Source organism: Bacillus testis, assembly GCF_001243895.1.
GTDB lineage: Bacteria > Bacillota > Bacilli > Bacillales > DSM-1321 > Bacillus_AD > Bacillus_AD testis.
The window spans coordinates 668,644-681,806 of the sequence record NZ_LN851186.1 but is presented as its reverse complement, the minus strand read 5'-3'; the positions used below and the strand labels follow the sequence as shown (position 1 = coordinate 681,806).

Annotated in this window: 10 protein-coding genes and 1 riboswitch; of the genes, 5 read left to right on the top strand and 5 right to left on the bottom strand. The window is 41.8% G+C overall.

Annotation, left to right across the window (positions count from 1 at the left end; genetic code table 11):
- Window positions 1-545 precede the first annotated feature (545 nt).
- Both BN1765_RS03880 and BN1765_RS03870 read left to right on the top strand, forming a co-directional pair.
- Entirely contained in the window at window positions 546-1,256 is a 711-nt protein-coding gene (locus BN1765_RS03880; RefSeq protein ID WP_050613929.1) for a hypothetical protein, read from the top strand.
- A 300-nt stretch (window positions 1,257-1,556) separates the two neighbouring features.
- Window positions 1,557-1,635: riboswitch (glycine riboswitch) on the top strand.
- Between the two features lie 237 nt (window positions 1,636-1,872).
- Entirely contained in the window at window positions 1,873-3,213 is a 1,341-nt protein-coding gene (locus BN1765_RS03870; RefSeq protein WP_050613927.1) for an amino acid permease, read from the top strand.
- A gap of 55 nt (window positions 3,214-3,268) precedes the next feature.
- Here the strand turns inward: BN1765_RS03870 and pdxR are convergent, their stop codons facing one another.
- The gene (pdxR, locus tag BN1765_RS03865; protein WP_050613926.1) at window positions 3,269-4,660 is read right to left on the bottom strand and encodes a MocR-like pyridoxine biosynthesis transcription factor PdxR; all 1,392 of its coding nucleotides are present in this window, start codon (window positions 4,658-4,660) and stop codon (window positions 3,269-3,271) included.
- A gap of 352 nt (window positions 4,661-5,012) precedes the next feature.
- On the opposite strand from pdxR, the gene BN1765_RS03860 reads away from it, so the two are divergent.
- Together BN1765_RS03860 and BN1765_RS20545 are read left to right on the top strand one after the other, a co-directional pair.
- Window positions 5,013-5,921, top strand: a complete 909-nt coding sequence (locus tag BN1765_RS03860; RefSeq protein WP_050613925.1) for an EamA family transporter — start codon at window positions 5,013-5,015, stop codon at window positions 5,919-5,921.
- A gap of 174 nt (window positions 5,922-6,095) precedes the next feature.
- Window positions 6,096-6,224 (top strand): hypothetical protein, encoded by a 129-nt coding sequence (locus tag BN1765_RS20545; RefSeq protein ID WP_261797549.1) that lies wholly within the window; start codon window positions 6,096-6,098, stop codon window positions 6,222-6,224.
- 180 nt (window positions 6,225-6,404) lie between these two features.
- On the opposite strand, the gene adhP is transcribed toward BN1765_RS20545, so the two are convergent.
- From adhP to BN1765_RS03840, 4 genes are all read right to left on the bottom strand, one after another.
- Entirely contained in the window at window positions 6,405-7,430 is a 1,026-nt protein-coding gene (gene adhP, locus BN1765_RS03855; protein WP_050613924.1) for an alcohol dehydrogenase AdhP, read from the bottom strand.
- A 187-nt stretch (window positions 7,431-7,617) separates the two neighbouring features.
- Window positions 7,618-9,006: an amino acid permease gene (locus BN1765_RS03850; RefSeq protein ID WP_050613923.1), complete on the bottom strand. Its 1,389-nt coding sequence runs from the start codon at window positions 9,004-9,006 to the stop codon at window positions 7,618-7,620.
- 454 nt (window positions 9,007-9,460) lie between these two features.
- Window positions 9,461-10,246, bottom strand: a complete 786-nt coding sequence (locus BN1765_RS03845; RefSeq protein WP_050613922.1) for an SDR family oxidoreductase — start codon at window positions 10,244-10,246, stop codon at window positions 9,461-9,463.
- Window positions 10,247-10,441: 195 nt separating this feature from the next.
- Entirely contained in the window at window positions 10,442-11,215 is a 774-nt protein-coding gene (locus BN1765_RS03840) for a Cof-type HAD-IIB family hydrolase (protein ID WP_050613921.1), read from the bottom strand.
- Window positions 11,216-11,823: 608 nt separating this feature from the next.
- Between BN1765_RS03840 and BN1765_RS03835 the strand changes: the two genes are divergently transcribed.
- Window positions 11,824-13,056, top strand: a complete 1,233-nt coding sequence (locus BN1765_RS03835; protein ID WP_050613920.1) for a cytochrome P450 — start codon at window positions 11,824-11,826, stop codon at window positions 13,054-13,056.
- Window positions 13,057-13,163 lie beyond the last annotated feature (107 nt).

The window sequence follows — 13,163 nt, the reverse complement described above, 5'->3', positions numbered from 1 at the left end:
ACGTATGTCCTAAACTGATGATGAAGCCTCAAAACACTCCTGGATTTCTAACTATTCAAATATTTAAGCGCTTTCAATATCATTAGATTAGCATAAGGTGGAAAATATGTAAATGTAGATTTGAACATTATTTCAAAAGTGGCTAATACTACCTCATTGCGACTTATCTTTTCCTCTGCACTCCTTGAAAATTACAGTTGTTTTCCATAGTTAATTCATTTATTTTCATTTAGGAGGATGACAAGTCTCTATAAAAATGAACGAATATTCATAAATAATTTCATTTTGTTCAATCATTTTTTCTTTATGCCGCTTGAAAACAGCACAAAAAAATCGGCCATCATGACCGATTTCCCCTCTCTCTTTTCTTTTACATATCAAATGTAATTGATATACCCGCTAGTTGTACAAGGTCATCGTTAGGAATAACACTCGTTTATTCAATAGAAAAAACATATATACTCTTTTACTTTCTACTAATCCACCTATGCTTCTTTGGTGTTTTTTGTTATAATTTTAAATAATTTTTTTAATAGGTGGAACACATGTTGAAGAAAAGATTCGTTAGAAGCATTATTTTCTCCGTTACATTAACTTTATTTATTTACACAGGTATCGAGCAAATAAAAGTGCAAAGCCTAAAAAATATAACATCTGAAGTTGTGCAGTCTAAATCCTTTAATTACATCATTCAAAGTGCTAATGCTATCCGGGAGAAATCCACCGTTAAAATTAACCTTTCTTTAGTTGATCAATATGATAATTTGAGTGCATTTAAACAATTTGCTGTCTTTGAATTTTTAAACAGACAAGTACGCGACCATCTGCTTAGAGATACATTCCAAAATTCTTTATATAATTACGACTTTGAAATTATCGGTAATACTAAAAAAAATAACTATCGCTTTGACAATCCAGTTTCAAACAAACAACTTGCCCATAATACTGAAGGAACCTTTCAAATAAATGGAGAAAATATTTATAGTAAAAGCACATTTAAACGTAAAATACGAGAGGCTAACAAAAAAATCATCACTTCCCACGAACAGAAGATCCTTGATGATGCAGAGAAAGTATTTTTATTAATAAGCTCATTAGGAAAGTATCACCATCATAGCTCTGATTCTAAAATTGTATATGATGCCTTAGAAAAGAGATTTGGAATTACACAGCAAGAATACCTAAAACTCTTTGAAAAATCGTATTTGGGGAAAGGCTTCGAAAAATATCCACTTTTTAAAGATACTTCCGAATAAGGAAGCATCTTTTTTTATCTTTAATTTCCTAAAATTATAATTATACTAACCTGCACGATTGTACAATCAGGACTTCAACAAAAAAGCGTTAATCCTTTTTGGATCAACAGCTCAGTTAGTTGCCCACGATAGACAGTTTTACCTTATAGCGAAAACAGATATAACAAGCACCCCCTTTTTCCTTTTCTCTTCCATTGACCGTTCAGGACAGCAGTGATATACTATTACTATTCTAAAAAAACATGTATGAAAATAATTGTATACAAGCAAGCGATGAATGCTATGGGTAAAACTATAGCAGGAGCAGCTTCTGGAGAGACTGCATTTTATGCGGCGCCGAAGGATTCACAATCTCAGGCCAAAGGACAGAAGAGTAACGAACATTTGTTATTCCCTAAACCTGAGAGATTGGAGACTTCCGATCTCTTTTTTTTATTGTTCATATTCTTGTTGTATAAGGAGGCAATCACGTAAAATACATATTTATTTTTAAGACATTTAACTGCCGTCATCTCTTCAAGATTCCACATCCTATTTCCGTAAACAGAAGACCGAATATTTAAACATTTTCAGGTCGCCATTTTCATCACACTTACACATAGAGGGGGCGTAAACCTTGCCTGAAAAAGAATTAAAAAGAGATTTAAAGGACCGCCACGTGCAACTGATTGCAATCGGCGGGACCATTGGGACTGGGTTATTCCTAGGTTCAGGAAAATCCATTCAAATGGCGGGGCCATCCATTATATTTTCCTACTTGATCATTGGGATTGCTCTGTTTTTTGTCATGAGAGCCATGGGGGAATTGCTGCTGTCAAATGCCGGTTATACGTCATTCACGGAATTTGCCACCGAGTATATCGGGCCCTGGGCAGGTTTTGTAACCGGCTGGACGTATTGGTTCTGCTGGATTATGACAGCTATGGCTGACATTATTGCCGTCGGCGTCTATATGCAATATTGGTTTGACATCCCACAGTGGATTCCGGCTATTGCTTGCCTAGTGATTCTATTGGGATTTAACTTATTGACGGTTAAGCTATTCGGGGAATTGGAATTCTGGTTTGCCATCATTAAAGTAGTGACCATCGTTGCCTTGATAGCCGTCGGTGTTCTTCTGTTGGTCATTGGATTCAAGACCGATAGCGGAACGGTTTCAGTCACAAATCTTTGGAAGCACGGCGGTATGTTTCCAAACGGCATATCCGGTTTTCTGATGTCGCTGCAAATGGTGGTATTCGCTTTTGTCGGGGTTGAATTAGTCGGCGTATCAGCTGCAGAAACAGCCAATCCCAAAAAGAATATCCCGTCAGCCATCAACAAAATACCTGTCCGGATCTTACTTTTCTATGTAGGTGCCTTGCTGGTTATTCTGTGCATCAACCCATGGGATCAGCTTCATGCATCCAGCAGCCCATTCGTCGATGTATTTACCTTGATCGGTATCCCGGTTGCCGCCGGAATCATCAATTTTGTCGTCCTGACATCCGCAGCATCTGCCTGCAATAGTGGGTTGTTCTCGACAAGCCGCATTCTATACACATTGAGTAAAAATCAGGAAGCGCCGGCGAAGCTTTCCCGGCTGAATAAACATTATGTACCGAGCAATGCCTTGCTGACTTCAGCGATTGTCCTTTCCTTGGGCGCATTATTGAGCAAGCTGATACCCGATGAAGCATTCACCATCGTTACAACCATTTCTGCCATCTGTTTTATCTGGGTATGGAGCATCATCCTTATCTCCCATATCATCTATAGAAAAAAACGGCCGGATTTACGAATGGCTTCCTCTTTCAAAGCTCCATTCACCCCGGCGATCAACTACGTTATATTAGCATTGTTTCTTTTCATTCTGATTGTCATGCTTTTTGCGGATGCGACACGTCTGCCACTTCTGCTGACGCCAATATGGTTCCTGCTCCTGGCAGTTCTATATAACTATCAAAAAAGGAAATAATGAGATGAAGGTCTTTTCCGCCATACCATTTAGGAAGTGCGGCAAGGACCTTTTTTCATTTCCAACAGTCCAACAAGGCAACCAGTGCTTCTTCCAGCTTTTCCTCTTCAATGCCGGCAAAGCCAAGCACGAAGGTCGGCAGCATGTCTTCTTTGCGTACCAGCATATACGATGATAGCGGGTATACCTTAATCCCCGCCTGTGATGCTTTCTTTAGCAGCGCCTCCTCGCTCAGGCCATTGTCTACCACAAGTACGACATGAAGACCGGACTGGCCGCCGATCAGCGAAATGGAATCCGAATGGCCCTTCAGTACCCGCAATACGATATCCAGTTTCCCACGGTATACTTTGCGCATCCGATTCAAATGTTTTTCGAACATCCCTTGCCGTATGAATGCTGCAAGTATATGCTGATCGATCCGGGACACCGTGGAATGATAAAGAGATACTTCATTGCCAAATCGGGATGACAGCTTCGTAGGCAAAACCATATAGCTGACTCTGATTGACGGCATCAATGATTTGGAAAAAGATCCGGCATAAATAACTTTGCCGTTCTGATCCATGCTTTGTAGTGAAGGGATCGACTTGCCGCTGTAACGGAACTCACTATCATAATCGTCTTCGATGATATAGCGGCCTTCTTTTTCTGCCGCCCAGTTCAACAGCTTCATCCGCCTGTTCACCGGCAGGATCGTTCCATAAGGAAAATGGTGGGATGGCGTTACATATGCTACGTCTATATGTGCTTGTTCAAGCTCCTCAATCATCAATCCATCTTCATCGACAGCCAGCGGGTACACTTCCTTCGCATGCGTCTTTAGCAGCCGATGGATCAAGTGGTAACCAGGGTCCTCCACACCATACACCAGCTCATCATCGAGCAGGATGAGCAGCTGCTGAAGAAGAATTTCCATTCCCGCTCCCACCAGTATTTGGTCAGGCGTACAGATGACTCCCCGGGAATGATAGAGATAATAGGCGATTTCCTTTCTCAACTCCCACTCGCCCTGAGGATCGCCAAGCAGCAAAAGCTCCCTGTTTTCTTCTGATATAATCTGCTTCGCCAACTTTCTCCATGAATGGATCGGGAAATAGGCGGAATCAATCTGCCCCGGATGAAAATGATAGATAAAATCTTCCTTCCGCTCACTCTCTTGGACAGGCATATCTGCTTTCGGCACATATTCCAGGTCTTCATGCGCCTGGACAAAATACCCTCGGCGCGGAATGACTTCCACATATCCTTCATCGCTCAATTGATTATAGGCCGTTTCGATCGTATTTTGGCTGATCTCCAGGAATTCAGCCAGCTTCCTCTTAGAAGGCAACTTAGCCTTATAGGGCAGCCTCCCATTCAAGATTTCTTTTTTAATATATTCATACAATTGTTCATACAAAGGTATAGCACTTTTTCGATCCAACTCACAAGATATCATTTCCATTCTGATACCTGTCCTCCTTCTCTGATTCCATCAAGATATCAAAAACTGGCCCTTTCAATACAGTCTGCCACTTTTTATACCGTGACACAATCATAAAATAAATGGATTAAGGGAGGAAGATCAGCAAAACAATAGCAGTGGATCAGTAAAAATAATAGCGTATCCTATAAGATTTATTCTTGGATTGATTGCTTCCTACAGGTTATAATTGAAGCGTTTTGAAAAATAGGGGGAACTTTAATCGGCGGGCGTTTTCCCATCCCTCGCCGATCATGTGTTAAACCAACCTGAGTTCTAACTGTTTTCTGTTTAGCAGAGACATATCATTTACCTAACGCAAGGAGCAATCATCATGTGGTTTATTTTTTCTCTTCTTACGGCCTTTTCATGGGGCGCTGCCGATCTGTTCTATAAAAAAGGGACAGATAGCAATGACCCATACAGCCATATCAAAATCGTCATCATGGTCGGTCTGGTCATGGGCATTCACGCGACAGCTTATATGCTCTTCAAAGATTTGTCGTTTTCTCCGATGGATATGGTCAAATATTTGCCTGTTTCAGCGCTTTATATCCTGTCGATGGCCATCGGCTATATAGGGTTGAGATATATGGAATTATCCATTGCCTCTCCTGTCCAAAACTCATCCGGTGCCGTTACAGCCATCCTGCTGTTTATTTTTTTCACCCATGAAATCGGGACCTTGGAAATCATCGGGCTTATTATGATCACCTTGGGAATCATCGGCCTCGCGATACTCGAGAAAAAAGCAGAAAACGAGGCATTAAAAGCAAGTACAGAAATAATCGACAAGAAGTACCAAATCGGATTCCTGGCAATCACCTTCCCGCTTCTCTATTGCCTGTTCGATGGTTTAGGTACCTTTGCCGATGGCATTTACCTCGATGAATTGAAGCTGATCAGCGAAAATTCCGCCCTTCTAGCCTATGAATATACTTTTTTCATCTGTGCGGTTATCGGTTTCATTTTCCTGAAATTCATCAAGAAGCAATCATTTAATGTCTTTAAAGAAAGAGATAAAGGCTTCGCCGCCATATTAGAAACGGCAGGCCAATTCTTTTATGTATTCGCCATGTCGGCCAATGCGATTATTGCCGCCCCTTTGATCGCTTCTTACAGCATTTTTTCAGTATTGCTATCGCGCATCTTCCTGAAAGAGAAGCTAAACGGCAAACAATACGCGATCATCATTGTCGTCATTGCCGGTATCGCCTTGCTGGGCCTTGCGGATGAACTATAGAGAAAGGCCATCCTCAAAACAGGCTGGAGATTGCTGCTCATGCACTATGTACGTCCCATTGTATATAAACAGATTTTCTTTCCGCTATTCTGACAACATGTTCTTTCGAAGAACATCATAAGTTTATCGAAAAAGGACAGACTGAATATGAATAGATGAAAGGAGATGGACAATATGACCAAAAAGCATAATAAAGGCAGCGGCAATCAAAACTCCCCGCATTTACACGGAAGAACTCCTATCAGTGGGGATAACAGCAAAGGAAATAAACGAAATAAAGACCAGAATGCCAAAACAGATTAAGATAACCCGGCCAGATTCGGCCGGGTTATTTTTTGCCAACTTGTCATGGACGATTGGCCCCAAACGACTTTTATTCAAGAAAATGACAATTATAAGTAAGAACGAAGGGACTTATCCATAAAAAAGGCTTGCGATTTAGATTGAACTTGTTCGCAAACCTTTTTATTTTATCGGATTGTATTATTCATGTTTGTGCATATCAATGACCATGCGGCCTTGGATTCTGCCTGCTTCCATTTCGTCGAAAATATCGTTCGCTTCATGTAAGCATCTTGTTTCAACAATCGGCACCACTTTTCCTTCTGCACCGAATTGGAAGGCTTCTTCAAGGTCTTTACGTGTGCCGACCAATGATCCGACGATTTGGATGCCATCAAGCACGGTCTTCACAATTTCAAGATCCATTGTTTCCGGCGGCAAACCGACAGCCACCACTTTAGAAGCGGCACGTACAGAATTTACAGCTTGATTAAAGGCCACTTTAGAAACAGCGGTAACTACTGCAGCGTGGGCACCGCCTACTTTTTGCTGGATCCACTCTCCGGCATCGCCGTCCTTCACCGGATTGCATGTAAGATCTGCGCCCACTTCTTTAGCGAGCTCCAACTTGTCATCATTGATGTCCACTGCGATCACTTTTGCATTGAACACATTTTTCGCATATTGAATGGCCAGATTGCCCAATCCGCCGCAGCCATAGATAGCGATCCATTGCCCTGGTTTGATATCAGATACTTTAATGGCTTTATAGCAAGTTACACCAGCACAGGTAATGCTGCTTGCTTGAGCTGGGTCAAGTCCTTCAGGAACCTTGACAGCGTAATCGGCTACTACGATGCATTGTTCAGCCATCGCTCCATCCACGCTAAAACCGGCATTCTTCACATTCCGGCAAAACGTCTCGCGGCCTGTCAGACAGTACTCACATGTACCGCAGCCTTCATAAAACCAAGCGATGCTCACACGATCGCCGACCTTCAGGCTAGTCACATCAGGAGCGATTTCTTTTACGATTCCAATGCCCTCATGGCCAGGAATACGGCCCGGAACTTCGCCAAAGTCACCTTTTGCCACATGAAGATCCGTATGGCATACACCACAATACTCCACATCAACCAAAGCTTGGCCGGCTTGCAGAGTCGGAAGCTCCTTTTCCACTATATCTACTCTTCCAGGATTTTTAACGCTAACTACTGCAGCTTTCATATTAGATCAATCCTCCAAATCGCAAGATATATTGTTAATTATTTCACAAACTTATTTTATAATGTAAATATACTAAAAACAATATATTTTGGTTATATTTTGTTTATTTGTAACAATTATGATTTTTTTCCTAAACTAAAAAGCTGTCTCGGAAATGAAAGAGTCCGAAACAGCTTTTTTCTTACTGTTATACCGTTGCTTCATCAACCGGTTTAATCTCCACCGGCACACGCTTTTCCATCTTTAATGCATAATAGCTCACGGCTACAATCCCTAAAAATACAACCCCTACTATCAAGGATACTCGTGTCCCCGGATTCATGGCCATTCCGACAAGCACGAACAATAAAAAGGCAATCGCTGCGTAATTGCTGACTGGGGCAAACGGCATTTTGAACGGGTGGTTTTCCAGTTCTCTTGCTTTTTCTTTACGGAAACGGATATGGCTGATCAATAGGACAAACCAAGGAATCATACCCGGCAGAACACTCGCACTGTATACATACAAGAATAATTGCGGCGGCGCCAGATAGTTTAATACCACTCCGACCGACAGACCGACCAGTACAGCAATTGTACAAAATGTCGGAATGCCATTTTTAGAAATCTTCGCAAAAATCTTCGGAGCCTGGCCATTTTTAGCCAAGGTATAAAGCATCCGCCCAGCGCTGAATATTCCGCTGTTGCAGCCCGACATGGCCGCTGTAATGACGACAAAATTGATGATTCCGGCTGCCGCTGTTACACCGATTTTTGCAAAAGTCGAAACGAACGGGCTGCCGATCGTATTCAATTGGTCCCAAGGATAGACAGTCACAATAATGAAAATGGCGCCGATATAGAAGATCAAAATGCGCCAAATAATCGTCTTAATGGCTTTCGTCAACGTTTTAGTCGGGTCTTTTGCTTCACCTGCCGTTATGCCGATCAGCTCAACACCCTGATAGGATGCCACAACAAGTGAAAGTGCAAAGAAGAAACCCTTCCATCCTCCCGTGAAAAAACCGCCATGTGCCCAAAGATTTGAAAATCCGATAGCATGGCCGCCATTTCCCAGGCCAAAAAAGATGAGACCGAAGCCGGCAATAATCAATAATATAATGGTTACTATTTTTATAAGTGCAAACCAAAACTCAAATTCACCGAATGACTTCACTGAAACCAGATTGGCAGCCCCCAGAATGGCCATGGCTGCCACACCAGGAATCCATGCCGGCAGATCAGGGAACCAATACTTCATATACATGCCGACAGCTATGATTTCCGACATGCCGACAATGACCCACTGAAACCAATAACTCCACGCTGTCATATAACCCGCCAGTGGATGGATATACTTGTGGGCGAATGTCGCGAATGAACCTGTTGTAGGCTCTACGTACAGCATCTCTCCCATTGACCGCATTATAAAAAAAATAAAAAGGCCCGCAACTGCGTAAGCCAGCATAACGGATGGCCCTGTCCATTTTATCGTACTCGCCGACCCCATAAATAAGCCGACCCCGATGGTTCCTCCAAGCGCAATCATTTGAATATGGCGCGCTTCAAGGCCTCTCTTCAATTCTTTGTTTGACATGATCCATCCCCCTTGTGTGTAAAAAAAGCAAGCTCTAGAAAGCAGTCTATGGCCTGCGTCGTTTTCCCCATTCCAACTGGCGCTAAGACTCCCATTTCAACAAAGGAGTAAAAACAAAGAAGTATAAGCGTAAGATCAAGCGCCAGTAGGGATCCTATTGGTTCAACTAATAATCGGTGAATGATGAATGAAAACCATCAACGATTAACGTTTCACATTACCCATCTCTCTTATTGTTATATAATAATAAATATTCCGTAAAAATACAAATGTTTACTCCAGAAAAACAAAGATAAATTTTTTAATGGATCAAAGCAAGATAATAGATAAATATGTTAAAAATAATTGAATGAATAATAAGCAGTTCCACAATGAATACACATTTTTCCTTATAAAAAGCCCATAAATCTATAATGATTCATGGGCTCTAGCATGATTCAGTTTTGAAACGGCATCAAATTTCCATTTCCCAACGTTCTTGTTCGGTTTTCTTCAGCTGTTTTTCTGTTTCTTCCGGATAAACGGTACGGAATTTGTGATGGTCAGCCGGAATCGTTTCAATCATTTTTTCAATCATATCTTTTGGATCAAATTGATTCTTCAGCGCTTCTTCTTGTTTTTCCATGTCTTCCTTATGCGTAAAGTTTTTCTCTTCATCGAACCATTTCCATTTTTCTTCTGCGCTCCGGTCATTGAAGCCCGTCGCATAGGCACCTGGATTAATGGTCGCTACTTGCACGCCGAAGCTCTCTAGTTCCGTCTTCATCGTTTGGGCCATTCCTTCAATGGCATGCTTAGTAGCTGTATATGGCCCAACATAAGGAGTCGCCGAAATCCCTGCCATAGAACTCATGAACACAATTTTTCCGCTGCCTTTTTCTACGAACTTCCGGGCAGCAATCTGAACGGTTTCAAGCGTAGCAAATACATTCACTTCAAACAGTGCACGGAACCGATCCATCGCTACCTCAGCAAGCGGTCCTCCTTCATTGATGGCCGCATTTGCCACAAACACATCAAAATCGTACTTCTTCATTTGTTCGCGGTCACGTTCATTTGTAATATCTAGCTTGAAAATCTCCATCTCCAATCCCCATTGACGTGCTTCCCGCATTAAATCTGTTTTTTGGGAAGTCAATTCAGTGGTGGCAATGACCTTATGCCCTTTTTTCGCCAATCCGATTGCTGTCCCTCTTGCAAGCCCGCTGCCTGCACCGGTTAAGAAAATCGTTTTACCCATATTATATTCCTCCTAGTAAGTTTCCTACCATTTCTTCTTCCCGCTGTCTTTAAGCATAAACATTCAAAGGCTCCTGCCTGAAAAAGCGAATAACGAAAGGGCATCTACTCCTTTTGGAATAGATGCCCTTTATGTGTTAACTGCAGCCTCGTTCAATAGTATATATATGGGTCTATACCCGGAAGTTTCTTACATTCATAAGATGCCGAACGTTTTCAAGGCGAAGTCAATTCCGTCTTCATTCGATGTTTTAGTGACAAAATCCGCTGCCTTTTTTAGCTTTTCATTCGCATTCCCCATAGCTATTCCAAGCCCGGCCAATTCCAACATATCTAGATCATTCTCACCGTCGCCAAAAGCAATCGCTTCTTGTTGATTGATTCCAAAGTATTGAAGAACTTTCTTGATAGCCAGCGACTTGGATACTTCTTCTTGCAATACGTTCAACACGTATGGGTGCCACCGTTTAAAGGTCAAATGGGGGAATCTATGAATATACCGCTCAACCGCTTCATCATTTGCGAACAGGCACATTAAATACAACTCTTCCTGATCGATCTGCCTATTGATGGCAGGATATTCGCGCAAAGATAATGTTTCTTTCAGCGCCTTGGCTATTTCCTCGCTTTCTACACCATTCATGCTGAAACATTCTGTGTAAAATGACAGCGCATGGTTCTCATCGCGGGCAAATTGAACCACCTCCCGAACAATCGTCCTGTCCATCGGCATTTTGTGGATAACCTTTTGATTATGTTTTACATATCCGCCATTAGCTGTAATGAAGGTCTCTATTCCTAGCTCTCTTATTTCTTCGCACATTGACAAGGGCCTTCCAGTTGCCGCCACAATTCTGATCCCTTTTCTTCTTAACGCTTTGATGGCCTCTTTTGTCTTTAGGGAAATACTGCCGTCTTTATGGCTAGTAATCGTTCCATCCACATCAAAAAATGCTATTTTATAATCCATCTGTATTCCCCTTTGTTAACTTGATCGAACCTATTTATAAAAACGCCTCTTCTTGAGCAATATCAAAATGGCAGCCAACCATTCTTTTTTCTTTCTGCAAAAAATAATCAACTACAGGATTTTTGCTAAGGATTGGTCCACTTTCCTTCATTAAGACTTAGATTTCCGCCCCATCACTCACTCGCCTCGTTTTTTCCTAGGAAAACAAATCCATTTACCCATATTCCCTTTTACCAACAGATAAATGGATAAAATTAGCAATACCTTTGTACTAATATTTTACAAATTTAGGATGCTGTTCTCAATAGATTTGCGAAATATTTATTTAATCACTCAAACATTAAAGCGATGATTATGTCACATCTACTCAAATGAAAACCAGCCGTGGTGTCCTATTGCATCATTTGATGCCCATGCTGGACTAATATTCTTACTACTATCTGCTCTTTGAAAACTACTTTGATTAGAGTAAGGTGAAAGTGTATGAAACAGCTATGCTTCCTCATGAAAAGAATAAACTTTGCACTTTTAGTGATGATCCCTGTGTGGAATCCAATTTTGCCATGGATAAAAAGAGTTCTGCCCATTTGAAGGAGGAATAAGAAATTATGATAAAAGAAGTCATTCCAGTTAATGAGATTACAAATTTCAAAACACGCGCCGAAGAATTTTTCCCCATTGAATGGTATAGAAAAATGCTGACCGAACATCCTGTTTATTTTCATGAAAAAACGAATACCTGGAATGTGTTCAGGTACGATGATGTCAAGCAAGTGTTGAGCAACCATGAATTCTTTTCAAGTGAAGGGCCGCGGACAACCATCTTTGTCGGCGACAAAACGCAACAAAAAAGCTCTTCTCTTTCGAACCTAACAAATATAGACCCTCCCGAGCACAGGAAGAGCCGCTCTTTGCTGGCTGCAGCCTTCACTCCCCGCAGTTTGAAGAATTGGGAACCCCGTATCCAACAAATCGCTGCCGATCTTGTAGAAGAGATACAAGAAGACGATGTTGTTAATATAGTTGAAGCCCTGGCAGCCCCTGTGCCCAGCATGGTAATCGCTGACTTATTCGGGGTGCCTATACAAGACCGCTATCAGTTCAAAAAATGGGTTGATATCCTTTTCCAGCCGTACGACGAAGAAAAGCTGGAAGTCATTAACCGGCAAAAACAGCAGGCGGCCACAGAATATTTCCAGTACCTTTACCCGATCGTCATCCAAAAACGCTCGAACCTTTCCGATGATATTATCTCTGATCTAATCCGTGCCGAAGTGGACGGCGAAGCATTTACAGACGAGGAGATTATAGAGGCCACCATGCTGCTTTTAGGCGCCGGGGTTGAAACAACCAGCCATGCGCTCGCCAATACATTCTACTCATTGCTTTATGATGATGAATCTTTATATGAAGAATTAAGAAATCATCCAGAGTTAGTGCCGAATGCCGTCGAAGAAATGCTCCGCTACCGCTTCCACATGTCAAGAAGGGACCGCACAGTTAAACAAGATAATGATTTATTAGGGATAGAGTTAAAAAAAGGGGAATCCGTCATTGCCTGGATGAGCGCCTGCAATATGGACGAAAATATGTTTGAAGATGCCTTCACTTTGGACGTCCATCGTCCGAACAACAGAAAGCATTTGACATTCGGCAACGGTCCGCACTTCTGTTTGGGCGCCCCACTGGCACGATTGGAAATGAAGATTACACTAGAAGCATTCCTTAAAAAGTTTTCCCGTATTGAACCAGTGGAAGGATTTGAGCTAGAAAAACATTTAACAGCTTCGGCGACCGGACAATCTTTGACATATCTGCCGATGAAGGTTTATTGTAAGTAACTGTCATTTATATAAACAGAACAGAACGATTTTATGTAAAATGCTTCTATTCTGTTAGGTTATTATGGAACTGTCTTTTGTTAAGTGGCAATACAGTTGTTTGGACT

Bases quoted from the DNA above. Each gene is read 5' to 3' on its own strand.
- BN1765_RS03850 (WP_050613923.1), bottom strand. From the start codon at position 9,006: ATGTCAAACAAAGAATTGAAGAGAGGCCTTGAAGCGCGCCATATTCAA.
- BN1765_RS03840 (WP_050613921.1), bottom strand. From the start codon at position 11,215: ATGGATTATAAAATAGCATTTTTTGATGTGGATGGAACGATTACTAGC.
- BN1765_RS03835 (WP_050613920.1), top strand. From the start codon at position 11,824: ATGATAAAAGAAGTCATTCCAGTTAATGAGATTACAAATTTCAAAACA.
- pdxR (WP_050613926.1), bottom strand. From the start codon at position 4,660: ATGGAAATGATATCTTGTGAGTTGGATCGAAAAAGTGCTATACCTTTG.
- BN1765_RS03845 (WP_050613922.1), bottom strand. From the start codon at position 10,246: ATGGGTAAAACGATTTTCTTAACCGGTGCAGGCAGCGGGCTTGCAAGA.
- BN1765_RS03880 (WP_050613929.1), top strand. From the start codon at position 546: ATGTTGAAGAAAAGATTCGTTAGAAGCATTATTTTCTCCGTTACATTA.
- BN1765_RS03860 (WP_050613925.1), top strand. From the start codon at position 5,013: ATGTGGTTTATTTTTTCTCTTCTTACGGCCTTTTCATGGGGCGCTGCC.
- adhP (WP_050613924.1), bottom strand. From the start codon at position 7,430: ATGAAAGCTGCAGTAGTTAGCGTTAAAAATCCTGGAAGAGTAGATATA.
- BN1765_RS20545 (WP_261797549.1), top strand. From the start codon at position 6,096: ATGACCAAAAAGCATAATAAAGGCAGCGGCAATCAAAACTCCCCGCAT.